Raw genomic sequence first — 22,964 nt, 5'->3', positions numbered from 1 at the left:
GGATCCAAGCGGGTGACGACTATCCGCGGGTCTGCGACTGGATCCCGGCCTTCGCCGGAACGATGGCTGTCAAAGCCCTTCGTACTGAATGCGTTCGGCGGGCGTGCCGGTCTCGACCAGCCGATCCAGCGTGGCCCGCGTCATCGCGGGGGAACCGCAGACGAGCACCTGGTGGTGATCGAAGGCGCCGTGTGAGGCGATCACGTCGGCGAGGGTGCCCTCGAGCAGTTCGTCCGCGGGGAAGCCGATGTCGACGCGCGTCTGCTCGTACCACTCGTCTTCCCAGTTCGGGTCCTCCAGGCTCTCCACCACCGGCACGACGGTGAGCCAGTCCAACTCCTCGGCGAGCAGGTAGAGCATGTCGGCGGCGTACAGGTCGCGCGGGGAAGTGCCGCCGACGAACAGGTAGGTGCGCGGCGGCTCCGGCACCCGCGCCAGCTCCAGGATCTGCGAACGCATCGGCGCCAAGCCGGTGCCGCCCGCGATCATCACCACCTCGTCGCCCTCCGGGTCGACGGTGAAGGCGCCCTGTGGCGCGGCGATGCGCCACTCGTCGCCCGGCTGGGTGTCGGCGACCAGCGAGCCGCTGAGCCAGCCGCCGGGCACGGTGCGCACGTGGAACTCCAGCTTGCCGTCCAGCGAGGGCGGTAGCGCGGGGGAGAGCCTGCGGCGAACTCCGGGCTGCTGCGGAACCCTGACCTCGACGGATTGGCCCGCGACGAACGGCACGAACTCGCCGATCAGGCGGATCACCGCCACGTCGTGGCGTAAGCGGTGGTGGCCGACGACGGTCGAGGTCCACTCCGCTTGCGCGACTCCGTTGCCGAGCGCGCCCGGCTCCGTCATGAGAACTCCTTTTGTAGTTGTGCGGCGCGGGCCGCGGTGGATCAGACGGGATCGCAGCTGATGACGTGCTCCGGCGTCCCGACCGCGATGAGCGCCCTGCGGGTGTCGGCGATCATCCGCGCCGAGCCCGCGATCTGGATCTGACGGTCGGCCCATGCGCCGAAGCTGGCCACCACCGCGCCCAGATTGCCGACCAGCGTGCGGTGCATGCCGTAGGGCGCGTCGGCGGCGGGGTGCGGGTACCACCACGGGTTGGTCTTCTGCTCGCAGACCGGGACGATGGTGAGCCACGGATTGCTCTGCGAGAGCTGCCACATGTTCTCCACGTCGTAGAGATCGCACGGGTAGCGGCCGCCGATGAAGAAGTGCACGCGCGGGTTGATACCGCGCTGGCTCATCTCGATGAGCTGGGCGCGCAGCGGGGCGATGCCGGTGCCCGCGCCGATCAGCAGCACGTCGCGCCCGGCGTCGCGGTCGACGTGCAGGCCGCCGAGCGGGCCGCCGATCAGCCAGCGATCGCCCACCTGCGTCTCGTTGACGATGGCCGGGCTCACCCAGCCGCCGCGGATCTTGCGCACGTGAAATTCGATCTCGCCGTAGGGATTCGACGGGATCGCCGGTGAGAAGTAGCGCCACATCTTCGGCCGCTGCGGCACGGCGACGGGCACGTACTGCCCGGCCTGGTAGGGCACGGGCGAATCCGACTGCAAACGCACGATGGCCAGGTCTTCGAGCACCCTGCGGTGGCCGACCACCGTCGCCTCCCAGTACGGCTGGGACTTGTCGGAGTTGGCGCCGATGGCCATCGACGCCGAGATCAGGATGGTGATGTCGCGCCAGCCCTCTTCGAGCTGACGGTTCCACATCGCGCCGTTGTACACGCGGAACGCGGCGAGCAGCGCGCGGCCCGCCTGGTCGTAGTGTGCGGCCTCGACGCCGTATTTCCGATGGTCGCGCGCCAGCTGCTCGAGAAACTTCTGCGCGCGGTCCCAATCCTCCAGGTGGTCGAGCACGAACTGGATGGCCGTGGCCAGCCGCTTCGGTTGCATGTCCATCGCGGGCGGGAACAGCTCGCGCAAACGCGGGTTCTCGGCGAACAGATGACCATAGAACGCACTGATCAACCGCTCGGGTCCGCCCGGTGACTCGCTCACCGAACGGAAATTGGCGCGGACCAGCGCTGCCGAACGCGCATCCACGACGAGATTCCCTTCCTTCCCGCTTGTAGCTGCGCATCCGCTATCGACTGCTGCGCAGGGACTGGCCGTAACCGGCGGTCCTTCGGGGTACAAGTATCCCCGAAAAGTCCATGGTCGTGTGGGTATGCGCAGCTTGCTCTCGACCGCTCCGAGTTATCCCTCGGCTAAGTCGGCAGCTCGGGATGTCGGCCCGGCCTGCTCTCGCGGCGCTCACGCGCCCGCTGCTGCCTCGCTGCGCTCGGCCCCATCGTTGGGCCACCGACCAGAATAACCAAGCTTGGCGAGTGCGACGACCGGATGTGACGAGGTAGTAGGCCTAGGTCCCCGCAACGGCTGCGCGAACGGCGGGGGCTACCTGCTCCGCGTAGCGGCGGATCTGTTCGGTCGGGTCGCCCTCGGTGGGCCAGAAGACGAAGCCGTCGATGCGTTGCTCGGCGTGCAGCGCGGTCAGATCGTCCACCCACCGGCTCGCCGGACCCTCCAGGAAGCCGTGGTCGACGCCGTTGTCGGTGATGGTGCCCGAGACGTTGTAGACACGGCGGATCGCGTGTGGGTTCCGGCCCGCGCCCACCGCCGCGTCGTCGATCCGCTTGCCCGCCTCGGTGAGGAACTCGGGCGGCGCCCAGGCGGCCGAGGGCAGCCAGCCGTCGGCGAGCGTGCCGGTCAAGGTCAGCATGCGCGGTCCCATCGCGCCGAGCCAGATGCCGGGATCGTGCCGTGGACGCGGGCCGGGGTGCGCACCCGTGAGTCGGTGGAACGCACCGGGCACCCGGACCGCGCGCTCGTCGCTCCACATCGCGCGGATGACGTGGATCGCCTCGGCCAGCGCCCGCACCGCCTCGCCCTTGCTCAGCCGCTCACCGCCCATGGCCGCGATGGCGTCCCAGAACGCGCCGGCTCCGAGCCCGAGCTGAATCCGTCCGCCGGTCATGATGTCCAGGGAGGCAACGGATTTGGCGAGCACCGCGGGGTTGCGCAGCGGCAGGTTCGCGACGTCGGGGAAGAAGGTGATCCGTTCGGTGTGCACGGCGAGCGCGGTGATCAGGGTCCAGGTGTCGAGGAAGCGGCGCTGGTAAGGGTGGTCTTGGATGCCGATGAGGTCGAGCCCGGCGGATTCGGCGTAGGCCGCCAGCTCGGTGAGCTGGCGGTAGTCGTCGGCGTCGGGGATCAGGAAGAGGCCGAATTCGACCAGGCGAGCGCTCATTTCGCGGCTCAGATGGCCAGGACGGTCTTGCCGCGCGCGCCCGTCGCGCCGAGCACGGCGGGCGCTTCCTCCAGCGGGACGGTCGCGTCGATTGGCACCACCACGTCGCCCGCCGCGACGCGATCGAGCAGCCGGGTCAGTTCCGGCGCCCGGCCCTTGGACTCGAAGTTCCCGCCGCGTAGCCCGCGCTCACGCAGCGCGGCCTCGTCGGCCGAGAAGACGGTGGTGTAGACGGCGCCGCCCGCGCGCACGAGTTCGGTCAGCGGCGCGAGCGCCTCGGGCGGGCTGACCAGATCGAAGAGCACGTCGATGCCGCCGGGTTCGGTCGACCGCACCGAATCGGCGACGGACGCGCGGGTGTAGTCCACCGTCTCCGCCGCGCCAAGCCTGGCCATCTGGTCGGCCGCGTCGCCGCGCGCCGTCGCGATGACGTGCGCGCCCGCCATATTGGCCAGCTGCACGAGGAACGATCCGACACCGCCGGTGGCGCCGACGATCAGCACCTTCTGGCCGGGCCGTATCTGGGCCGCGTCGACCAGGTCCTGCGCCGTGACGCCCGCGGTCGGCAGCGCGGCGGCCGCCATCGTGGTGACCGATTCCGGGATGGGCACCAGCGTCGCGTCCTCCGGGAGCACCGAGAACTCGGCGAAGCTGCCGTGCCCGGCGGGCGGGACGAGGAACTTGCCGACCACCCGATCGCCGATCTCGAACTTGGTGACGCCGGGGCCTACCGCCGCGATGCTGCCCGCACCGTCCACGCCGAGGATCGCCGGAAAGTCGTGCGGCATCCTGCCTTCCAGGATGCCCTTGGCCATCTTCAGGTCGAAGGGGTTGACGCCCGCGGCGTCGAGCTGCACCTTGACCGCTTGCGCGCCCGGCTCGGGTTCCGGCATCTCGGCAGGCTCGACGGGTTCTCCGAACTTCCGTATCACGATCGCGCGCATCGGTTCCGCTCCTCGGTTCGGCTGAAGGGTGATGCATCAACTAACCGTTTGTGGTGCTCGTATGCATCCCTACACCACCGACGCCGTGATTCATCGCATTCGGCGATGGCGCGGCGTAGCGTTGAGCCGCGGAATCGGCCGGGTGGCGGGCCGGAAAATTTTTAAACTTGAGCGGAACAGACTCAACCTCTCGCACGTTGGACCGATTGGAACAGCACGAGCCCGCGCGTGATCGCGTGCGGGAAGGGCACTCGATGCTGCGGAATCGACTCGAGGAAGGTGACTTGTGGACTCGTTCAATCCCACCACCAAGACCCAGGCGGCGCTGACCGCTGCCCTCCAGGCGGCGTCGGCCGCGGGCAACCCGGAGATTCGTCCGGCGCACTTGCTGGTGGCGTTGCTCGATCAGACCGACGGCATCGCCGCCCCACTGCTGAAGGCCGTCGGCGTCGACCCCGCGACGGTTCGGCGCGAGGCGCAGGACATCGTCGACCGGCTGCCGAGGGCGACCGGCGCGACCACGACGCCGAACCTCGGGCGCGAGGCGCTCGGCGCCATCACCGCGGCCCAGCGGCTGGCCACCGAACTCGGCGACGAGTACGTCTCCACCGAGCACGTCCTCGTCGGTCTCGCCGGGGGCGATTCGGACGTCACCAAGCTGCTCACCAAGCACGGTGCGACGGCCGACGCGCTGCGCGAGGCGTTCACCACCGTGCGCGGCAGCGCCAGGGTGACCAACCCCGATCCCGAGGGCAGCTACCAGGCGCTGGAGAAGTACTCCACCGACCTCACCGCGGCCGCCCGCTCCGGCAAGCTCGACCCGGTCATCGGGCGCGACACCGAGATCCGGCGCGTCGTCCAGGTGCTGAGCCGCCGCACCAAGAACAACCCGGTGCTGATCGGCGAGCCCGGCGTCGGCAAGACCGCCATCGTCGAGGGCCTCGCCCAGCGCATCGTGGCGGGTGACGTCCCCGAGTCGCTGCGCGGAAAGTCCGTTGTCGCATTGGACCTCGGCGCGATGGTGGCGGGCGCGAAGTACCGCGGCGAATTCGAGGAGCGGCTCAAGGCCGTGCTCGAGGAGATCAAGAACAGCGCGGGGCAGATCATCACCTTCATCGACGAGCTGCACACCATCGTCGGCGCCGGTGCGACCGGCGAATCGGCGATGGACGCGGGCAACATGATCAAGCCGATGCTGGCCCGCGGCGAACTCCGGCTGGTCGGCGCGACCACGCTGGACGAGTACCGCAAGCACATCGAGAAGGACGCCGCACTGGAGCGCCGCTTCCAGCAGGTGCTGGTCGGCGAGCCCTCGGTCGAGGACACCGTCGGCATCCTGCGCGGCATCAAGGAGCGCTACGAGGTGCACCACGGCGTGCGCATCACCGACTCCGCGCTGGTCGCCGCGGCCACCCTCTCCGACCGCTACATCACCTCGCGGTTCCTGCCGGACAAGGCGATCGACCTGGTGGACGAGTCGGCCTCGCGGCTGCGCATGGAGATCGACTCGCGTCCGGTGGAGATCGATGAAGTCGAGCGCGCGGTGCGGCGGTTGGAGATCGAAGAGGTCGCGCTGACCAAGGAGACCGACGAGGCCTCCAAGCAGCGCCTGGAGAAGCTGCGCCAGGAACTGGCCGACGACCGGGAAAAGCTCAACCAGCTGACCACCCGGTGGCAGAACGAGAAGAAGGCCATCGATCAGGTCCGTTCGCTCAAGGAACAGCTGGAGAGTCTGCGCGGCGAGTCGGAGCGCGCCGAACGCGACGGCGATCTCGGCAAGGCGGCGGAGCTGCGCTACGGCCGGATCCCGACGCTGGAGAAGGAGCTGGCGCAGGCCGAGAAGGTCAACGGCGCCGCGCCCGACGGCGAGGTGATGCTCAAGGAGGAGGTCGGCCCCGACGACATCGCCGAGGTGGTGTCCGCGTGGACCGGCATCCCGGTGGGCAGGCTGATGGAGGGCGAGACCCAGAAGCTGCTCCGCATGGAGGACGAGCTCGGGCGTCGCGTCGTCGGACAGCAGGAGGCCGTGCAGGCCGTCTCCGACGCGGTGCGCAGGGCGCGCGCCGGCGTCGCCGACCCGAACCGGCCGACCGGCTCGTTCATGTTCGTCGGCCCCACCGGCGTCGGCAAGACCGAGCTGGCAAAGGCGTTGGCGGACTTCCTCTTCGACGACGAACGCGCCATGGTGCGGATCGACATGAGCGAGTACAGCGAGAAGCACTCGGTGGCTCGTCTGGTGGGCGCGCCGCCCGGCTACGTCGGCTACGACCAGGGCGGCCAGCTCACCGAGGCGGTGCGGCGCAGGCCGTACACCGTGGTGCTGTTCGACGAGATCGAGAAGGCGCACCCGGATGTGTTCGACATCCTGCTCGCCGTGCTCGACGAGGGACGGCTCACCGACGGCCAGGGCCGCACGGTGGACTTCCGCAACACCATCCTCATCCTCACCTCGAACCTGGGCGCTGGCGGCGACAAGGACTTCGTCATGAACGCGGTCCGCTCGGCGTTCAAGCCCGAGTTCCTCAACCGGCTCGACGACGTGGTCATGTTCCACTCGCTCGACGAGGAGCAGCTCGAGCAGATCGTCGACATCCAGCTCGACCAGCTGCAGAAGCGGCTGTCCCAGCGCAGGCTCAAGCTGGACGTCAGCGACTCGGCCAGGTTCTGGCTCGCCGTCCGCGGCTACGACCCGGTCTACGGCGCCCGCCCCCTCCGCCGCCTGATCCAGCAGTCCATCGGCGACACCCTCGCCAAGGAACTGCTCGCCGGCGAGGTCACCGACGGCGACACCGTGAAGGTCGGCGTCAGCGGCAACGGCGACGGGTTGATCGTCGGCAGGTGAGTGCAATCGGATGCCCCGGCCCCGCACGGGGCGGGGTGTTCGCGTGTTCGGCGTGGCTCGCGGAATAGCTCGGCTCACCTGGACGTGACGGTAGACGGGCAGCACGGGCGCTGTCGGACGAAGTCCGTCGAAAACGCCTTGCGCATGGCCGGAGCGAATGCGGAGGTACGCCTACTCTGGATGGCATGACGAACCCGAAGGATCCCTGGGGGCAGCGGCCGGAGGATGCGCCGACCGAGCACCTCGGTTCGCCGGGTGCGTCCGGCTACGACCCGTCCGGAGATACCACGAGGTACCCGTCGACCGAGCAGTTCGAGTGGGGTCCGCCGCCCGCGAACGCCACCAAACAGCTCCCGCCGATGGAGCAGCAGTGGGGCGCTTACGAAAGCCCCTACGGCACCCAGTGGCAGCCGGGCCAGCCCGTCGGCGTCCCGCCCGCGGGTGCGCCGCCGGGCGGCCCGCCGATGGATCAGCCACCGCCCAAACGCAATACGGGTCTGTGGATCGCGCTCGCGCTCGGCGTCGTCGCGCTCGTCGCGGTGGCCGGGGTGGTCGCCGGACTGGTGCTCGGCGGCCGTGACTCGTCGACCACGACGGCGGGCGGCACCACGACCGCACCGTTCCCGACCGGTCGCGCGTTCCCGACGGAGAACCCGTCCCCGCGTGACCCGTCCCCGACCGGTCTGCCCGGCCTGCCCGGAATCGACGACTTGGGCGCGACCATGGGCACCATCAGCGCCAACAACGGCGGCCAGCTCACCATCGACACCGTCTCCGGCAACACGGTGAACGTCTCGACCGACGAACTCACCCAGGTGATCTCGCTCTCCGGCGCCAAGCCCGCCGACCTGCCCGTCGGCGACATGGTCGTGGTGCAGGGTGACAAGGGTCAGGACGGATCGATCCGCGCCAGGATCATCATCAGCACCGCGCTGCCCGGCGGCGGAAGATGAGCCGCGATCACACCTCCGCTCGCCGCGGCGCGGTGGCGGAGGTCGGGCGGCGCAAGACGGGCGGCTCGTCGCGGTACCAAAGGCGGCCTTCCACCGGCCGGGCCTATTAGGGTAGACCGCGATGACGGCTATGTGGTTCGGGTTGGCGGCGATCGCACTCGTGGGTGCGATCGTGCTGCTGTATTTCGATCGGGTCCAGCGACAGCGGACCGGTCACGCGCGCCAGGTCTGGGCCAAGGCCCAGGGGTACACCTACGTGTCGGTGGAACCGGCACTTCCGTCGACGTGGCGGCGCGGCGCGCTGGCCAAACTCGGCTATCTGTCGGCGGTCGACGTGGTCTCCGGTATCCGCAAGGGCGAGAAGTTCGTTCTGTTCGACCTGGAGGACGCCGCGACGCTGGTCGCGGTGCGCCGCCAGATCGGTTCGGACATCGACGTCGACATGCGGCTCAAGACCGCGTCCCCGCCGAAGGATGCGGACCTGGAGCTGCTCGGCGCCATCGGCGACCGGGTCGTCTTCGCGACGAATCCGGAGATCGCCAGGCACGCGGTGGATCAGCGGATGGTCGCGTTCATCGAGACGCTTCCCGACACCGTGCAGATGCTCTGGAGCGAGGGCAACTGGACCCTCGGGATGCTGAATGTCGGTACGGCGGCGAAGGATTGGGAGTCCGCCATCGACGCGGTGCTGCGCCTGTCCGGTCTGCTGCACGTGCTGCCTCCGGTCAGCGACCCGCGCGGAACGAACAAGTCCGAGCACGACCCGGGCCGTCCGCACCCGCGCACCCGCGACCGTGCCGAGGAGGCGCGTTCGGAGCCGGTGCGCGGCGCCTCCCGCGTGCTGCCGCCCGGCGCGGACGACGACCGCGACTTCGACGACGACGAGCCCCGCTACGACGAGGACTACGAACCGGACGAGCGGGAGCCCGCGGGCGAGCAGTCGCGCCGCCCCTCGCTGGCCGTCGTCCCCGACGCGAGGGCGAGGACGCGCGAGGACCACTGGTCCGACGACGAGGCCGACGACGACTGGCGCCCGGAATCGCGCCGCGGCGACGACTGGGACGACGAGCCGCCCGCCTCCCGTGCCGACGAGCAGGACCGCCCCGGCGGCCCGTTCCACCCCGGATTCCGTCCGTATCAGGGCCCCGTGCCGCAGTGACCAGCTCGATGGGATCGACACCGCGATGACCGACAGTTCTGTTCCCGCGCGCCTGCCCGGCGCCACCCGCCCCGTAGCGCTGATCACCGGACCGACCTCCGGCATCGGCCACGGCTTCGCGCTGCGGCTTGCCTCGCTCGGCTACGACATGGTGCTGGTCGCCAGGGACGAGGAGCGGCTACGGGAACTAGCGGCCGAACTCGAGCGCAAATTCGACACCCGCTCCGAGGTGTTCGTCGCCGATCTCGCGCAGGCCGCCGATCGGGAGAAGGTGGCCGCCCGCGCCGCCGAGGGCATCGAATTCCTGGTCAACAACGCGGGTTTCGCGCATTCCGGTGAGTTCTGGACACTGCCCTACGAGCAGTTGCAGGCGCAGCTGGACGTCAACGTCACCTCCGTGCTCCAGCTCACCCACGCGGCGCTGCCGTCGATGATCGCCGCGGCGAAAGGTTCGATCGTCAACGTGGCCAGCGTCGCGGGTCTGGTGCCGGGTCGGGGATCGACCTACTCGGCCTCCAAGTCCTACGTCGTATCCTTCACGGAAGGGTTGGCGGGCGGTCTCGCCGGAACCGGTGTTCGGATCCAGGCGTTGTGCCCCGGATTCGTCCACACCGAATTCCATGAGCGAGCCGGTATCGAGATGTCCTCGCTGCCGAGACCGTTGTGGCTTTCCGTCGAGCAGGTCGTCGCCGGTTCGCTGAGTGATCTGGACAAGGACCGGGTGATCAGCGTGCCCGGAGCGCAGTACAAAGCGATCACCGCGGTGGCCGGACTCATCCCGCGAACCCTGCAGGTCCGAATGAATCGGGGCCTGTTCAATTCACGCGGAAGGACTTAGACATGATCGACGAGGCGACAACCACTGATTCCGTGCTCGGCGCCGACCGCGAAGCCGCGACCGACCGCGAGAAGCTGGCCGCGCTGGTGCGCGAGCTCGCCGTCGTGCACGGCAAGGTGACGCTTTCCTCCGGCAAGGAGGCCGACTACTACGTCGACCTGCGGCGGGCGACGCTGCACCATCGCGCCGGACCGCTGATCGGCAAACTGCTACGCGAGCTCGTCGCGGACTGGGATTTCGACGCCGTTGGCGGCCTCACCATGGGCGCCGACCCGGTCGCGCTCGCGGTGCTGCACGCGCCCGGCCGTCCCATCGACGCGTTCGTCGTGCGCAAGGCCGCCAAGAGCCACGGCATGCAGCGCCAGATCGAGGGACCCGACATCGTCGGCAAGCGGGTGCTTGTGGTCGAGGACACCACGACCACGGGAAACTCCCCGCTCACCGCGGTGCGCGCGCTGCGCGAGGCGGGCGCGACCGTGGTGGGCGTCGCCACCGTCGTCGACCGGGAGACGGGCGCCGACCAGGTGATCGCCGCCGAGGGGCTGGAGTATCGCTCCATCCTCGGGCTGAAGGATCTTGCCCTGGGTTAGCCTGGACGACGGTTTGGTTGTCCGACAGTTAGAGGACGTGTGAGTCACCTGTGGTGAGCATTGCAGTAAACAAGAGTCGCGAAAATGTTGCGATGCTCGGAATCGGTGCCTACCGACCGCAGCGCATTGTCAGCAATGACGAGGTGTGCGAGGTTCTCGATTCGACCGACCAGTGGATCTACGAGCGCACGGGTATCCGCAACCGGCGCTGGATCAGCGGTGACGAGACGCTGCGGTCGATCGCGGCGGCCGCGGGCGAACGCGCGCTGGTCAACACCGGCATCGACCGGTCCAAGATCGGCGCGCTCATCCTGTGCACGTCCAGCTGGCTGAAGCTCACCCCGCACGGCGCGCCCACCGTGGCCGCCGACCTGGGCATCAACGGCATCCCGGCCTTCGACCTCACCTCCGGCTGCGGCGGCTTCGGCTACGGCCTCGGCGTCGCCGCCGACCTGATCCGCGCGGGCTCGGCCGACTACGTGCTGGTGATCGGCGCGGAGACGATGACCGTCGGACTCGACCCGACCGACCGCGGCACCGCCATGATCTTCGGCGACGGCGCGGGCGCGGTCGTCGTCGGCCCGAGCGAGGAGAACGGCATCTCCCCGACGGTGTGGGGCAGCGACGGCGAGAACGCCGAAGCGATCGCCCAGGACGTCGACTTCCTGGAATTCATGAACAAGGCCCAGGCCATGCAGGGCACCGATCCCGAGGTCGAGCCGGTCGGCCGGATGTCGCTGCGCATGGAGGGCCCGCGGGTGTTCCGCTGGGCCGCCGTCACCCTGCCGCGAGCGCTGTCCGACGCGCTGGAGGCCTCCGGCGTGGCCAAGGAGGACATCGAGGTCTTCATCCCGCACCAGGCCAACGCCCGCATCAACGACCTGATGAAGAAGAACCTCGGCCTGGCCGACGAGATCCCGATGGCCAACGACATCGAGAACACCGGCAACACCTCCGCCGCCTCCATCCCGCTTGCCATGGAGGAAATGCTGGTGACGGGCAAGGCCAAGGGCGGCCAGCTGGCGCTGCTGCTCGGCTTCGGCGCCGGCCTCAGCTACGCGGGCCAGGTCGTGACGTTGCCGCCCGCGCCGACCGAGGCGAGCTTCTGACATGAGTGCCAAGGGAGCCCGGGCGCGGAAGGGATCGTTCCCGGGCTCGGCGCGGCCGTTCCGCGCCGGATTCCTCGCCGCCGCGGCCGTGACCGTCTACGGCGCGCTCACCGGACGCGACAGGCTCCAGTGGGTCGCCAAGCCGCTGATGATGCCGCTGCTCGCCGCCGACGTGGCGACCAGCGGCGTCGACATCGACCCCACCGAGCGCACCATCCTGCTCGGCTCGCTCGGCGCGGCGACCGTCGGCGACATCCTGCTCATCGACCCCGACGACGACCGCCGCCTCATCGCGGGCGCGTCCTCCTTCGCTGTCATGCAGGCCGGTTACTCGACGCTGTGGTGGCGGCGCGGGGCCCGACCCGCCGCCGCCATCGCCCTGCCCCGGGTGGCCGCCTGGCTCGGCGCCGCCGGTCTGCTGCGCGCCAAGGCGCCCACCGTCGCCACCCCGCTCACCGCCTACGGCGTCACCCTCGGGACGGCCGCCGTCCTCGCCTCCGACCCCGGTCTCGCCCCCGGCGCGAAAAACGTTGCGGGCCTGAACATCCCGGACGCCGACCCACGCAGCCGCCTCGGCCTCGGCGCCCTCCTCTTCACCCTCTCCGACGGCCTCATCGTCCTCCGCCGCCTCTTCGCCCACACCCCCCGCTCCCGCCACACCACCGAGGGCATAATCCTCGCCACTTACGCCGCGGCCCAATACCTCCTCGCCGACCCCCACGCCCACACCCGCCGCTAACCGCCTGCCCTCCCGACGTCGACCCACCGATTTCGATGGAACCGCCCGGCTCGACGCGGCAGGGGTCGGGTGGGCTTCTACAGCACCAGGATGATGCGGTCTCGGTTCGCGGGATCTACTCGGATCGAAATCGTCTCGCCGAGGGCGAGTTTCGGTTTGTCGGCGGGCATGACGTCGAAAACGACTGAGCCGTGGTAGGTCTCGGAACCGGGGACGGTCAGTTCGAGGTCGAGTTCGGTGAGTTCGCTGTAGTGGTCGGTGCGCTCGAGGGGGTGCACGCCTTCGATGGTGGCCCAGCCTTCGAGGCCGTGGCGCCAGAGTTTGCGGTCGGCGCGGGAGGGGCGGGCGGCGAGCAGCATGCCGATGCCGACGCAGGAACCGAAGAGTCCGACGAGGGCGACGACCTGGAACGGGACCGTGCCGGGCGGCGTGCGGTGCACGAGCCAACCGAGCCAGAAGCACAGCACCACCAGGTACACGGCGGTGACGCCGAGTATCGCCCGCAGAATCCGTGCGTGGTCCATGCGTACCTCGACCTCCGTTCCGGCCGTGCGCGACTCTGGACGGACTTCGTTCGGCGGCGCCTCGCGGGCGTACCTCCGCTTCGCTCCATCCGCGGCTGTGAGCGGACTTCGCTCGGCGGCGCCGCCGGGGCGCGACACGCCTTCGCTTGGTCCGTTCCGGTTTCGCACGGACTCAGCCCGGCGGCGCCTTCGGCACGTGCCTCCGCCTTCGCTCCGGCAGCGCCCGGGGGGACTTCGTCCGGCTTGGTCGGTCGGCCTACACCCCGACTGACCTCGCATTTTCAAGCATAAGCGGCCACCGACCTCCGACTCGGTACCTTGCGAATATCGGGCCGGATCTTCTCCGGAACTCGGTACCCACGGTCAGCAACCGCACCTCCAACGCTCTGTCCGATCTCCGCCAGCGCCCACCCAGCCTCCGGCGTCACGCTGTCTCCATGCCGAGCGCAACGACCTCAGAAGCAACGACCACAGACGTCCTCACCGGAATGTATGCCGCGGAGGCGGCCTACTTCGCCGCAGGCGGCCCAGGCCGCGCCTCGTTCACCACCCTCGCCCCGTTCTTCGCCGAGGACGTCGTCCTCTACCAGGCCGAGGGCATGCCGTACGGCGGCATCTGGCGGGGCCACGCGGGGCTGGAGCGATTTTTCGCGACGATGGCGGCGGTGTGGGAGGTGTTCGAGCTGGTCGACCAGCAGTTCTTGGCGACGGGAGAGACGGCCGTCGTACACACCGAGGTGCGGGCGCGGGCCCGGGCGACCGGACGCGAGCTGCGCTTCCCGATCTTGCAGACGCTCCGCGTGGAAGACGGCCGGATCACCGAAATCCGCCCGTTCTACTGGGATACGAAGGAAATCGCGGCGGCCTGCACGATTGCGCGCTAGCCCCGAAGCCAAGCCGACGCGGCTGGCAAAGTGCTCGTCGGCGTACTCCGCAAGGCAGGTGCCAGACCTGGTCTGCGCGATGTCTGGCCTCTGATGATCTGGCCTGGAATGGACGCGGGGATGGGTCTCAACCCTTCAACCGCAACACCGCCAGCACCCGCCGATGATGCGTATCCGACGGCGGCAGATCGAGTTTCGCGAAGATATTGCCGATGTGCTTCTCGACCGCACGCTCGGTGACGGTGAGCGCGTCGGCGATCGCGTTGTTGGACAAGCCCTGTGCCATCAGCTCGAGCACCTCGCGCTCGCGCGGGGTGAGGCGGGCAAGCGAATCCTGTTGGCGGGACGCGCCCATCAGCTGACTCACCACCTCGGGATCGAGCGCCGTACCGCCCGTCGCGACCCGGTACAGCGCGTCGACGAAGTCGCGCACGTCGGCGACCCTGTCCTTGAGCAGATAGCCGACGCCGCTCGCACCACCGGCGAGAAGCTCGGTGGCATAACGGGTTTCGATCCACTGCGAGAACACGAGCACGCCCGTCATCGGGTACTTCCTGCGCAGTTCGATGGCGGCGAGCAGCCCCTCGTCGGTGAAGGTGGGCGGCATCCGCACGTCCACCACGGCTACATCGGGATTGTGTTCGCCGACAACGTCGCTCAGCGTGCTCGCATCGCCGACCATCGCGACCACCTCGTGGCCGCGCTCGACGAGCAGCCCCGCCAGTCCGTCACGCAGGATGGCGCTGTCCTCGGCGATGACGATTCGCAACGGCGTGCTCACTGCGGATCTCCCTTGGGCAGCAGGATGGTCACCACGGTCGGCCCCCCGGTGGGGCTGTGCACGGTGAGGGTGCCGTCCACCGCGCGCGCCCGCGCCGCGAGACCCGCGAGCCCGCTGCCCACCGCCCGCTCACCTTCGGCGGGTGGTAGCACACCGCCGATTCCGTTGTCCCGCACGGTGACCGCGATGGTGCGGACGCTGTCCGGCAGCACCGAGACCCACGCGCGGTCGGCGTGCGCGTGCTTGACCACATTGGTGAGCAGCTCGGCGACGGAGAAGTAGGCGATCGCCTCGATGGCCGGGCTCGGCCGCTGCGGCAGGTGCACCCGCAGCTCCACCGGCACCGCGCTGCGTGCGGTGAGTGTCTCCAGCGCGGGCGCGAGGCCGAGCTCGAGCGCGGGCGGATGGATGCCGCGGACCAGCTCGCGCAGTTCGGTCAGCGCCTCCTTGGAGCTGGCGTGCGCGTCGGCGATCAGGTCGGTGGCGTCGCCGCCCGCCGCGATGCGTTCCTCGGCCCGACCGAGCGCCATGGCGATGGTGACGAGCCGAGCTTGGGTGCCGTCGTGCAGATCGCGTCCGACGCGGCGCAAGGTGGCGGCCGCGTCCTCGACGGCGGCGCGCCTGCTGGCCCGCAGCTCGACCAGCTGACGATCCCGCACGGTGGCCGCGAGCAGCCACAGGGTGAGCAGCCGGTGCAGGTGGCAGACGCCGCGCACCAACCAGGGCAGCGCGAAGCAGCCGATGATGCCCACCGCGGAAACCCCGAGCACGCGCGGCCAGGTGTCGACGTAGAACGAACCGAACTGCATCAGCGAGTGGCGCTCGACCCCGTTCTCGTCGATGTTGACCGGATCGAACAGCATCCACGGAATCGGCGAGATCGCGGTGAACACCACCACCGCCACGGTGACCAGCGTCAGATAGCCGATCACCACACCGAGCACGAACTGCGCGAGCAGGAAGAGTGCCGCCCGCCAACTGGCCCGGTCGGTGAACGCGCTCTTCAGGAAGCCGAACAGCCCGCGCTGCGGTGTGAACGCGGGCGGCGCGTCGACCGGGGTGCTGAGCAGGTGGTGGCACAGCGCGCGGTAGATCCGTCCCCAGACGCGGCCGCCGAGCAGCACGAGCGCGAGCAGCGGGATGCCGATCAGGAAGACCGAGGCGTAGAGCCCGCCGCCGAAGCCGAAGAACAGATAGCAGACCGCGACGCACCCGAGCACGAACGCCGTGATCAGGTAGGCGAGCTCCTTCCAGGTCCTGGCCTGGATCGGCGCGCGAAGGACGGCCGAAAGCACCGATGGGGCCGGCGGCGCGGTCGGCTTGTCGAGCACGAGGGTGGGTTCGGCTTGCGTCTCGGTCATGGGCTCCATGCTTCTCGCCGACCGCGGCGTTCTCGATGGAGCTGACCGCCGAATCGAGGGTGTGGCCAGCTACACCATCGGGTCCGCCCGGCGCGTTGTGGAACTAGCATCACCCGCATGAGTTACCCACCGCCGTACGGCTATCCGCAGCAGCCCTACGGTAACCCGTACGGTCCGCCGCCGGACCACCCGCAATCCACCACCATCCTGGTCCTCGGGATTCTCGGCTTGGTGCTGTGCCAGCTGTGCGCGCCGTTCGCCTGGGTGATGGGCAAGCGGGCGCTCGACGAGATCGACGCGTCGGGCGGCGCGCTCGGCGGGCGCGGCAACGTCAAGGCGGGCTACGTCTGCGGCATCGTCGGAACCCTCATCATGCTCGCCTCCCTGGTCGGAGTCATCGCGATCATCGTCATCTCGATCGTCGCCGCGAACTCCTCGTCGTCGTACTGACCGACCGAGGGTGACCCCAACCGGCCGTGACCCACTGAAGGTGACCTCCGGTCGGCGAACAGTCCGGCCGCGCGAAGGTGACACCGGGTGTGGCGTACTGCAGGTGACCGTCGATCGGCTACCGGTTCGGTCGGACCGAAGGTGGCCGTGACCGGGTGTGGCCTGCTGAAGGTGACGTTCGGTCGGCTAACCGGTTCGGCTGACCAACAGTGACCACGACCGGGGGTGTCCCGCCGAGGGTGGCCGTGACCGGGAGTGGGCTGCTGAAGGTGGCTTTCGGTCGGCTGCCGGTTCGGGCGGATTGAAGGTGGCCGTGACCGGCCGTGGCCTGCTGAAGGTGACGCTCGGTCGGCTAACCGGTTCGGCTGACCAACGGTGACCACGACCGGGGGTGTCCCGCCGAAGGTGTCCGCGACCGGTTGTGGCCTGCTGACGGTGATGTTCGGTCGGCTATCGGTTCGATTGGGCCGAAGGTGGCCGTGACCGGGTGTGGCCTGCGGAAGGTGACGTTCGGTCGGGTGGGTGGGGGTATACGGGCTACGACCTAGCATGTCGGGGTGAGCGAGTCGGATCAGCATGTGCCAGGGCCTACCGAGTGGGGGGAGCATCCGCACGGGGTGGGGCCGTGGGAGCAGGAGCACGGCACCCCGCCGCCCGACGACCCGCGACTCGACCCGGAACTCCTCGCGCACGGCGACCGCCGCAATGTGGTCGACGCCTACCGCTACTGGTCGCGCGACGCGATCGTCGCCGACATCGACGCGCGCAGGCACCCCTTCCACGTCGCGATCGAGAACTTCGGGCACGACGCGAACATCGGCACGGTGGTCCGCACCGCCAACGCGTTCGCCGCGGCCGCGGTGCACATCGTCGGCAGGCGGCGGTGGAATCGCCGCGGCGCGATGGTCACGGACCGCTACCAGCGCATCGAGCACCACACCGACATCGCCGAGCTGCTCGCCTTCGCCGAGCGCGCCGGCCTCACCGTGGTCGCGGTGGACAACGTCCCCGGCTCGGTGCCGCTGGAGACCGCGCGGCTGCCGAGGAACTGTCTGCTGCTGTTCGGCCAGGAAGGACCCGGCGTCACCGCGCACGCGAAAGACGCGGCGGCGATGACGGTCTCGATCGCCCAATTCGGTTCCACCCGAAGCATCAACGCGGGCGTGGCCGCGGGCATCGCCATGCACGCGTGGATTCGCGAGCACGCCGATCTCGCGACCGCGTGGTGAACGGTTCCGCGGTGCACGATCAGGCGTCGGCTGGGTAACAATTCGGCGGCGAGAAACGGCTTCCAACTGGCACCATTGAGGTATGACCTCGCGGAGCCCACGGACTGGGCAGGATGCTGCACCGACGCCCGCGCTCTGGTCGGAGCGGGCGGATATGGCGGAGTCCGCGATCGTCTCTCGGCACCTGCGAGCGTTATGGGCTTGTCCCGGAACGGAACTCGGCGTCGTCGGCTGGCCCGCCACCAAGCGTGAGCGTGCTTTCGTGTCCTGGCACTACTGGTGGCAGGCGCATTTGATCGACTGCGCCGTCGACGCGGCGAACCGGTCGCCGATGCCGGTGCGGCGCAGGCGAATCGGCGAACTCGTGCGCTCCCATCGCATCCGCAACATCACCGGTTGGACCAATAACTACTACGACGACATGGCCTGGCTCGCCATCGCGTTGGAGCGGGCGGAGCGAACGCAGGGCATCACCGAGGCGCGCGGCGCGCTGGTCGCGCTGGAGAAGAAGCTGTACGAAGCGTGGAATCCGGAGGTGGGCGGCGGTATCCCGTGGCGCGTCCGTTCGGACTATTACAACGCGCCCGCCAACGGTCCCGCGGCGATCGCGCTCAGCCGCCTCGGTCGGCACACCCGCGCGCAGGAGATGGCGGACTGGCTGGACGCGACCCTGCGTGATCCGGGCACCGGCCTGATTCTCGACGGCATCCACCTGCCGTCCGGGGTGATCGAACGCCCGACGTTCACCTACTGCCAGGGCGTCGTGCTCGGTGTCGAGGCCGAGCTGGCGATGCACACCGGCGAGGAACGTCACCTGGACCGGGTGCACCGGCTGCTGGTCGCGGTGGAGGACCACATGACCGCGGGCGGCGTCATCAAGGGCGGTGGTGGCGGCGACGGCGGACTGTTCAACGGGATCCTCGCCCGCTACCTCGCGTACGTCGCGGTCATGCTGCCCGGCGACGACCGCCAGCAAGTCGCGGATCGGCGGGCGGCGGCCGCGATCGTCCGGGCGTCGGCAACGGCGGCCTGGGCGAATCGCCTCGAGGTCGAGGGCGAGCCGCTGTTCGGGGCCGATTGGAGCAGACCGGCTCAACTGCCCGGCGGCACGACCGGGGCGGGTTACTTCACCTCGGGCGGCTCGGTGACCTCGTCGAAGGTTCCCGAACGCGACCTGTCGGTGCAGTTGTCCGGATGGATGTTGATGGAGGCGGCCTACCAGGTCACCGCGGCCGGACTCTGAACCTCGGCCGCGAGCCCCAACGTCCGCGCCGAAGCATCGGACCCGCGACCCGGCATCCGCCTCAGTACTCGACCCGCGGCAGCACCACGGTCGGCGCGTCCACATCCACGTCGAACTCCTCCGCGGGCTTCGCCATCTCCATGCGGTAGTGCCGGATGCCGAGGACGGTGCCGATGACGAGACCGAGCACCAGCGTGCAGATCACGGCGGGCATCAGCCACGGCACGCGCTCCAGGAAGTTGCCCGCGTAGAAGCCGATGAGCAGCAGCACCGGCGCCCAGATGATGGCCCCGATGGTGCTGGCGATCGTGTACTTGCGGTGGTCCATCTGCGCGGCGCCCGCGACCATCGGGCACAGCGTCCGCACCCACGGGATCCACCGGGCCACCAACACCGCGAGGAACCCGTGCCGCTGGAGCAGTTCGGAGACCCGCTGCAAGTTTCGGGTGTTGATGTATCGGCCGTCCTTGCGCGCCACCAAGCGGTGGCCGGTGCGTTGCCCGATGACGTACCCGACCTGATTGCCGGTGATCGCGGCGATCATGGCGCCCACCGAGAGCGCCCACACCTGCGCTTCGCCGGTGGCGTGCGAGGCCATCACGATGCCTGCCGTGATCAGCATCGAGTCACCGGGCAGGAACAGCCCGACGATCAGGGCGCATTCCAGGAAGACGAAAGTAAGCACCACCGTCCAGACGAGCGCGGGGCCCGCCGAGATCAGCGGATCGAAACTGCCCATCGCGAGGGGCGACGACGCGCTGGACACCGGCCTCAGCGGGTGGTCTCGTTCGTCGAAGCGGTCAGCTCGGGCTCGACGACCTCGGGCTGCTCGGCGCCGCGGTTGAGCACCTTCTTCGCCACCGCCGCGATCCCGGGCAGGATCGAGACGAACACGATGAGCAGGAAGATCGCCTCGACGTGGTCGCGGATGAAGGCGACGCCGCCGAGGAAGTAGCCGAGGATCGTGACACCGCCACCCCACAGAATGGCGCCGATGATGTCGAACGCGACGTACTTGCGGTAATCCATCTTGGACACGCCCGCAAGCACCGGCATGAAGGTACGCACGATCGGCACGAACCTGGCCAGAATGATGGTCTTCGGACCGTGCTTCTCGAAGAACTCGTGCGTCTCGGTCACGTAGGACTTCTTGAAGAATCGGGTGTCTTCCTTGCGGAAGATCGCCGGGCCGATGGCGCGTCCGATCCAATAGCCGCACTGGTCACCGGCGAAGGCGATGAACGTGACGGCGGGCACCAGCACCCAGATGGACACCACCGGCGGATCCTGCGCCGCCAGCAGGCCGCCGGTGAACAGCAGGGAGTCGCCAGGGAGAAGCGGGAACAGCAGACCGGTCTCGATGAAGACGATCACGAGGATCGCGGGCAGTACCGCGTTCTTCAGCCACGTCTCCTGGAGCAGGTACATCGGATCCAGCAACTGGGTCAGTGCGAGGTTGGTCGACACCGATTCGGTCGCTGCCTGCAGAATCACGCGGCCTCCTGTCCCGGGGTGCGGCTGGCCATGGATTGCTTGCCACCGCGTCGGAAGCTGCCAGCGCAATTACCCGGCCCACAGTACCGGGTCGGGCTGAGAAACCACCGTCCAGCGAGAAATTACCCCCGATTAACTCTGTTTGTTGGCGCGCTGGCGCGAACGGTCGCTCGTAAGACTCGCTCCGTGCGGGCCCGTGGTGCGCGGACGTCGCTGCTGCGGCCAGTGCTAGCTGATCGGTGCTGCGGCCGGGGCCCGCTGATCGGTGCTGCGCGCAGTGCCCGCCGACCAGCGGAAGGCGTAGAAACTCCCCTGCCTTATGGTGTGGCCTGACACAATTGTCCTTTGCCGCACGAACACGGAGGTCTTCACAGTGCCCATCGCGACTCCGGAGGTCTACGCCGAGATGCTCGGTCGGGCCAAAGCGCACTCCTTTGCCTTCCCGGCCATCAACTGCACGTCGTCGGAGACCATCAACGCGGCCATCAAGGGCTTCGCCGACGCGGGCAGCGATGGCATCATCCAGTTCTCCACCGGCGGTTCGGAGTTCGGCTCGGGCCTCGGCGTCAAGGACATGGTGACCGGCGCCGTCGCGCTGGCCGAGTTCGCGCACGTGGTCGCCGCGAAGTACGACGTGACGATCGCGCTGCACACCGACCACTGCCCCAAGGACAAGCTGGACAGCTTCGTCCGTCCGCTGATCGCCATCTCCCAGGAGCGGGTCAACGCGGGCGGCCTCCCGCTGTTCCAGTCGCACATGTGGGATGGCTCCGCGATCCCGATCGACGAGAACCTGGAGATCGCCAAGGAGCTGCTCAAGGCGACCGCCGCGGCCAACATCATCCTCGAGGTCGAGATCGGCGTCGTCGGCGGCGAAGAGGACGGCGTCGAGGCCGAGATCAACGAGAAGCTCTACACCTCGCCGGAGGACTTCGAGAAGACCATCGACGCCCTCGGTTCGGGTGAGAACGGCAAGTACCTGCTCGCGGCCACCTTCGGCAACGTGCACGGCGTGTACAAGCCGGGCAACGTGGTGCTCAAGCCCGAGGTGCTCGCCGAGGGCCAGCGCGTCGCGGCCGCCAAGCTGGGCCTCGGCTCGGACGCGCAGCCGTTCGACTTCGTCTTCCACGGCGGCTCGGGCTCGCTGAAGTCGGAGATCGAGGACTCGCTGCGCTACGGCGTGGTGAAGATGAACGTCGACACCGACACCCAGTACGCGTTCACCCGTCCGGTCGCCGCGCACATGTTCACCAACTACGACGGTGTGCTGAAGATCGACGGCGAGGTCGGCAACAAGAAGACCTACGATCCGCGCAGCTACCTGAAGAAGGCCGAGACCTCGATGGCGGCGCGCGTGCTCGAGGCGTGCAATGATCTGAAGTCTGCGGGGCGGTCGATCAGCGCCTGACCCCTTTTCTCTTCGGGGGCCCGAGCTCATGAGTCTTGATGTGCGTGTGCTCGGGCCCGTCCGGCTGCTCGTCGGTGGTGAGCCGGTGGCGGTCGGCGGGCCCAAGCCGCGAGCGTTGCTTGCCGCGTTGACCGTCAATCGGCGGCGCGCGGTCGCCTCGGCCGCACTGGCCGACATGGTGTGGAACGAGGATCCGCCGGATTCCTACGCGGCGAGTCTGCAGGTGTTCGTCTCGAATATCCGCAAGGCGCTGCGGAATTCGGGTGTCGACCCGGCGCAGGTGTTGCGCACCGAGTCCTCGGGCTACCGCCTGGAAATTCCCGAAGAGGCTTGCGACATAGGCCGTTTCGAGGCGACGAGGGATGCCGCGGCCAAAGCCGCAGGCGTCGGCGATCATTCGGCCGCATCGCAGTTGTTCGGTAACGCGCTGCGCGAGTGGAGCGGCCGGGCGCTGTCCGACCTGGCCGGTCTCCAGTTCGCCGACGGCTTCGCCACCGCGATGGACGAGGAACGGCTGCTCGCCGTCTCCGCCCGTATCGACGCCGAGATCGCCTGCGGGCGAGCGTCTTCGGTGATCAGCGAGCTGGTCTCGATCACCAACGAGCATCCGCTGCGGGAACCGCTGTGGGGTCAGCTGATCACCGCGCTCTACCTCTCCGGACGTCAGGCCGACGCGCTCGACGCCTGCCGCAGGGTGCGCACGGTGCTGGCCGACGAACTCGGCATCGATCCCGGGCCCGCGCTGGTCGAGCTGGAGCAGCGGGTGCTGCGCCAGGAACCGTTGAACACCATGGAGTTCAAGCGCACCGAACGCTTGGCCGCCGCGATGACCGAGACCGTCACCGAACTCCCGCGCTCGGTGCGCAGCGGTCAATTGCGCATGCCTGACGGGCGGGTGCAGCCGATCGCGTTGGGCGGCATGCGGATCGGGCGGATGACCGACAACGATCTGGTGCTCGACGACCCGAAGGCCAGCCGCTACCACGCGCACATCATGCCGAGCCGCGCCGGACTCCTGATCAAGGACCTGCATTCGGCCAACGGCGTGTACATCAACGAGGAGGCGATCGAGAGCGGCGCGTTGCTCGCCGACGGCGACGTCATCCGCATCGGCGCCACCATTCTGACGTTCCAGGCGTTGCAGTAGGGGCATCGACTGACGTTCGA

The 22,964-nt window shown here is 69.0% G+C and carries 22 protein-coding genes; 13 read left to right on the top strand and 9 right to left on the bottom strand.

The genetic code is table 11. The features are described from left to right. Positions 1 to 69 precede the first annotated feature (69 nt). From NAM01S_RS30250 to NAM01S_RS30235, 4 genes are all read right to left on the bottom strand, one after another. On the bottom strand, positions 70 to 846 hold the full coding sequence (locus NAM01S_RS30250) for an FAD-binding oxidoreductase (protein WP_067791767.1): 777 nt from the start codon (positions 844 to 846) through the stop codon (positions 70 to 72). A gap of 41 nt (positions 847 to 887) precedes the next feature. Further along, complete coding sequence (locus tag NAM01S_RS30245) at positions 888 to 2,045, bottom strand: FAD-binding oxidoreductase (protein WP_067791765.1); 1,158 nt, start codon at positions 2,043 to 2,045, stop codon at positions 888 to 890. Between the two features lie 316 nt (positions 2,046 to 2,361). Beyond that, positions 2,362 to 3,249, bottom strand: a complete 888-nt coding sequence (locus tag NAM01S_RS30240; RefSeq protein ID WP_067791763.1) for an LLM class flavin-dependent oxidoreductase — start codon at positions 3,247 to 3,249, stop codon at positions 2,362 to 2,364. Between the two features lie 8 nt (positions 3,250 to 3,257). Further along, positions 3,258 to 4,193 carry an NADP-dependent oxidoreductase gene (locus NAM01S_RS30235; RefSeq protein ID WP_067791761.1) on the bottom strand — a complete coding sequence of 312 codons (936 nt, stop codon included), beginning with the start codon at positions 4,191 to 4,193 and terminating at the stop codon, positions 3,258 to 3,260. Between the two features lie 286 nt (positions 4,194 to 4,479). Between NAM01S_RS30235 and clpB the strand changes: the two genes are divergently transcribed. From clpB to NAM01S_RS30200, 7 genes are all read left to right on the top strand, one after another. Continuing rightward, complete coding sequence (gene clpB / locus NAM01S_RS30230) at positions 4,480 to 7,035, top strand: ATP-dependent chaperone ClpB (protein WP_067791759.1); 2,556 nt, start codon at positions 4,480 to 4,482, stop codon at positions 7,033 to 7,035. Between the two features lie 185 nt (positions 7,036 to 7,220). Then, on the top strand, positions 7,221 to 7,988 hold the full coding sequence (locus NAM01S_RS30225; protein ID WP_067791757.1) for a DUF5666 domain-containing protein: 768 nt from the start codon (positions 7,221 to 7,223) through the stop codon (positions 7,986 to 7,988). 130 nt (positions 7,989 to 8,118) lie between these two features. Then, on the top strand, positions 8,119 to 9,147 hold the full coding sequence (locus tag NAM01S_RS30220) for a TtfA family protein (protein ID WP_067791755.1): 1,029 nt from the start codon (positions 8,119 to 8,121) through the stop codon (positions 9,145 to 9,147). Between the two features lie 25 nt (positions 9,148 to 9,172). Continuing rightward, entirely contained in the window at positions 9,173 to 9,985 is an 813-nt protein-coding gene (locus NAM01S_RS30215; RefSeq protein ID WP_067791753.1) for an SDR family NAD(P)-dependent oxidoreductase, read from the top strand. 2 nt (positions 9,986 to 9,987) lie between these two features. Beyond that, on the top strand, positions 9,988 to 10,575 hold the full coding sequence (pyrE, locus tag NAM01S_RS30210; RefSeq protein WP_067791751.1) for an orotate phosphoribosyltransferase: 588 nt from the start codon (positions 9,988 to 9,990) through the stop codon (positions 10,573 to 10,575). Between the two features lie 50 nt (positions 10,576 to 10,625). Continuing rightward, positions 10,626 to 11,684, top strand: a complete 1,059-nt coding sequence (locus tag NAM01S_RS30205; RefSeq protein ID WP_067791749.1) for a beta-ketoacyl-ACP synthase 3 — start codon at positions 10,626 to 10,628, stop codon at positions 11,682 to 11,684. Between the two features lies 1 nt (position 11,685). Beyond that, complete coding sequence (locus NAM01S_RS30200; RefSeq protein WP_084483429.1) at positions 11,686 to 12,423, top strand: lysoplasmalogenase family protein; 738 nt, start codon at positions 11,686 to 11,688, stop codon at positions 12,421 to 12,423. 77 nt (positions 12,424 to 12,500) lie between these two features. Here the strand turns inward: NAM01S_RS30200 and NAM01S_RS30195 are convergent, their stop codons facing one another. Continuing rightward, positions 12,501 to 12,947: a hypothetical protein gene (locus NAM01S_RS30195; protein WP_067791815.1), complete on the bottom strand. Its 447-nt coding sequence runs from the start codon at positions 12,945 to 12,947 to the stop codon at positions 12,501 to 12,503. A 437-nt stretch (positions 12,948 to 13,384) separates the two neighbouring features. On the opposite strand from NAM01S_RS30195, the gene NAM01S_RS30190 reads away from it, so the two are divergent. Then, complete coding sequence (locus tag NAM01S_RS30190; protein ID WP_067791748.1) at positions 13,385 to 13,831, top strand: nuclear transport factor 2 family protein; 447 nt, start codon at positions 13,385 to 13,387, stop codon at positions 13,829 to 13,831. 127 nt (positions 13,832 to 13,958) lie between these two features. On the opposite strand, the gene NAM01S_RS30185 is transcribed toward NAM01S_RS30190, so the two are convergent. Together NAM01S_RS30185 and NAM01S_RS30180 are read right to left on the bottom strand one after the other, a co-directional pair. Further along, the gene (locus NAM01S_RS30185) at positions 13,959 to 14,612 is read right to left on the bottom strand and encodes a LuxR C-terminal-related transcriptional regulator (protein ID WP_218018483.1); all 654 of its coding nucleotides are present in this window, start codon (positions 14,610 to 14,612) and stop codon (positions 13,959 to 13,961) included. Continuing rightward, positions 14,609 to 15,973, bottom strand: coding sequence for a sensor histidine kinase (locus NAM01S_RS30180; RefSeq protein WP_067791745.1), 1,365 nt, complete (start codon positions 15,971 to 15,973; stop codon positions 14,609 to 14,611). Before NAM01S_RS30180 ends, NAM01S_RS30185 begins: the two co-directional genes overlap by 4 nt. A 117-nt stretch (positions 15,974 to 16,090) precedes the next feature. On the opposite strand from NAM01S_RS30180, the gene NAM01S_RS30175 reads away from it, so the two are divergent. The 3 genes from NAM01S_RS30175 (at position 16,091) to NAM01S_RS30165 (ending at position 18,895) form a co-directional block, all read left to right on the top strand. Beyond that, a complete protein-coding gene (locus NAM01S_RS30175) occupies positions 16,091 to 16,423 on the top strand; it encodes a hypothetical protein (RefSeq protein WP_067791744.1) in 333 nt (110 codons plus the stop codon). A gap of 557 nt (positions 16,424 to 16,980) precedes the next feature. Next, positions 16,981 to 17,652: a TrmH family RNA methyltransferase gene (locus NAM01S_RS30170; RefSeq protein ID WP_067791742.1), complete on the top strand. Its 672-nt coding sequence runs from the start codon at positions 16,981 to 16,983 to the stop codon at positions 17,650 to 17,652. 154 nt (positions 17,653 to 17,806) lie between these two features. Beyond that, entirely contained in the window at positions 17,807 to 18,895 is a 1,089-nt protein-coding gene (locus NAM01S_RS30165; RefSeq protein ID WP_084483428.1) for a glycoside hydrolase family 76 protein, read from the top strand. 61 nt (positions 18,896 to 18,956) lie between these two features. On the opposite strand, the gene NAM01S_RS30160 is transcribed toward NAM01S_RS30165, so the two are convergent. Together NAM01S_RS30160 and NAM01S_RS30155 are read right to left on the bottom strand one after the other, a co-directional pair. After that, positions 18,957 to 19,634, bottom strand: a complete 678-nt coding sequence (locus tag NAM01S_RS30160; protein ID WP_067791811.1) for a DedA family protein — start codon at positions 19,632 to 19,634, stop codon at positions 18,957 to 18,959. A 32-nt stretch (positions 19,635 to 19,666) separates the two neighbouring features. Next, positions 19,667 to 20,323, bottom strand: a complete 657-nt coding sequence (locus NAM01S_RS30155; RefSeq protein ID WP_301318154.1) for a DedA family protein — start codon at positions 20,321 to 20,323, stop codon at positions 19,667 to 19,669. 439 nt (positions 20,324 to 20,762) lie between these two features. On the opposite strand from NAM01S_RS30155, the gene fbaA reads away from it, so the two are divergent. Beyond that, the gene (gene fbaA / locus NAM01S_RS30150; protein ID WP_067791738.1) at positions 20,763 to 21,797 is read left to right on the top strand and encodes a class II fructose-bisphosphate aldolase; all 1,035 of its coding nucleotides are present in this window, start codon (positions 20,763 to 20,765) and stop codon (positions 21,795 to 21,797) included. A 28-nt stretch (positions 21,798 to 21,825) separates the two neighbouring features. Then, on the top strand, positions 21,826 to 22,944 hold the full coding sequence (locus NAM01S_RS30145; protein ID WP_067791737.1) for a BTAD domain-containing putative transcriptional regulator: 1,119 nt from the start codon (positions 21,826 to 21,828) through the stop codon (positions 22,942 to 22,944). The last annotated feature ends 20 nt before the right edge of the window (positions 22,945 to 22,964 follow it).

Source organism: Nocardia amikacinitolerans NBRC 108937, from assembly GCF_001612615.1.
GTDB lineage: Bacteria > Actinomycetota > Actinomycetes > Mycobacteriales > Mycobacteriaceae > Nocardia > Nocardia amikacinitolerans.
Note: the sequence above shows the minus strand (reverse complement) of the source record. Positions and strands in the feature narration are given on the sequence as shown.

Bases quoted from the DNA above. Each gene is read 5' to 3' on its own strand.
- NAM01S_RS30220 (WP_067791755.1), top strand. From the start codon at position 8,119: ATGTGGTTCGGGTTGGCGGCGATCGCACTCGTGGGTGCGATCGTGCTG.
- NAM01S_RS30165 (WP_084483428.1), top strand. From the start codon at position 17,807: ATGGCGGAGTCCGCGATCGTCTCTCGGCACCTGCGAGCGTTATGGGCT.
- NAM01S_RS30235 (WP_067791761.1), bottom strand. From the start codon at position 4,193: ATGCGCGCGATCGTGATACGGAAGTTCGGAGAACCCGTCGAGCCTGCC.
- NAM01S_RS30155 (WP_301318154.1), bottom strand. From the start codon at position 20,323: ATGTACCTGCTCCAGGAGACGTGGCTGAAGAACGCGGTACTGCCCGCG.
- pyrE (WP_067791751.1), top strand. From the start codon at position 9,988: ATGATCGACGAGGCGACAACCACTGATTCCGTGCTCGGCGCCGACCGC.
- NAM01S_RS30195 (WP_067791815.1), bottom strand. From the start codon at position 12,947: ATGGACCACGCACGGATTCTGCGGGCGATACTCGGCGTCACCGCCGTG.
- NAM01S_RS30145 (WP_067791737.1), top strand. From the start codon at position 21,826: ATGAGTCTTGATGTGCGTGTGCTCGGGCCCGTCCGGCTGCTCGTCGGT.
- NAM01S_RS30160 (WP_067791811.1), bottom strand. From the start codon at position 19,634: ATGGGCAGTTTCGATCCGCTGATCTCGGCGGGCCCCGCGCTCGTCTGG.
- NAM01S_RS30215 (WP_067791753.1), top strand. From the start codon at position 9,173: ATGACCGACAGTTCTGTTCCCGCGCGCCTGCCCGGCGCCACCCGCCCC.
- NAM01S_RS30225 (WP_067791757.1), top strand. From the start codon at position 7,221: ATGACGAACCCGAAGGATCCCTGGGGGCAGCGGCCGGAGGATGCGCCG.
- NAM01S_RS30240 (WP_067791763.1), bottom strand. From the start codon at position 3,249: ATGAGCGCTCGCCTGGTCGAATTCGGCCTCTTCCTGATCCCCGACGCC.
- NAM01S_RS30250 (WP_067791767.1), bottom strand. From the start codon at position 846: ATGACGGAGCCGGGCGCGCTCGGCAACGGAGTCGCGCAAGCGGAGTGG.
- NAM01S_RS30200 (WP_084483429.1), top strand. From the start codon at position 11,686: ATGAGTGCCAAGGGAGCCCGGGCGCGGAAGGGATCGTTCCCGGGCTCG.
- NAM01S_RS30190 (WP_067791748.1), top strand. From the start codon at position 13,385: ATGCCGAGCGCAACGACCTCAGAAGCAACGACCACAGACGTCCTCACC.
- NAM01S_RS30175 (WP_067791744.1), top strand. From the start codon at position 16,091: ATGAGTTACCCACCGCCGTACGGCTATCCGCAGCAGCCCTACGGTAAC.
- NAM01S_RS30180 (WP_067791745.1), bottom strand. From the start codon at position 15,973: ATGACCGAGACGCAAGCCGAACCCACCCTCGTGCTCGACAAGCCGACC.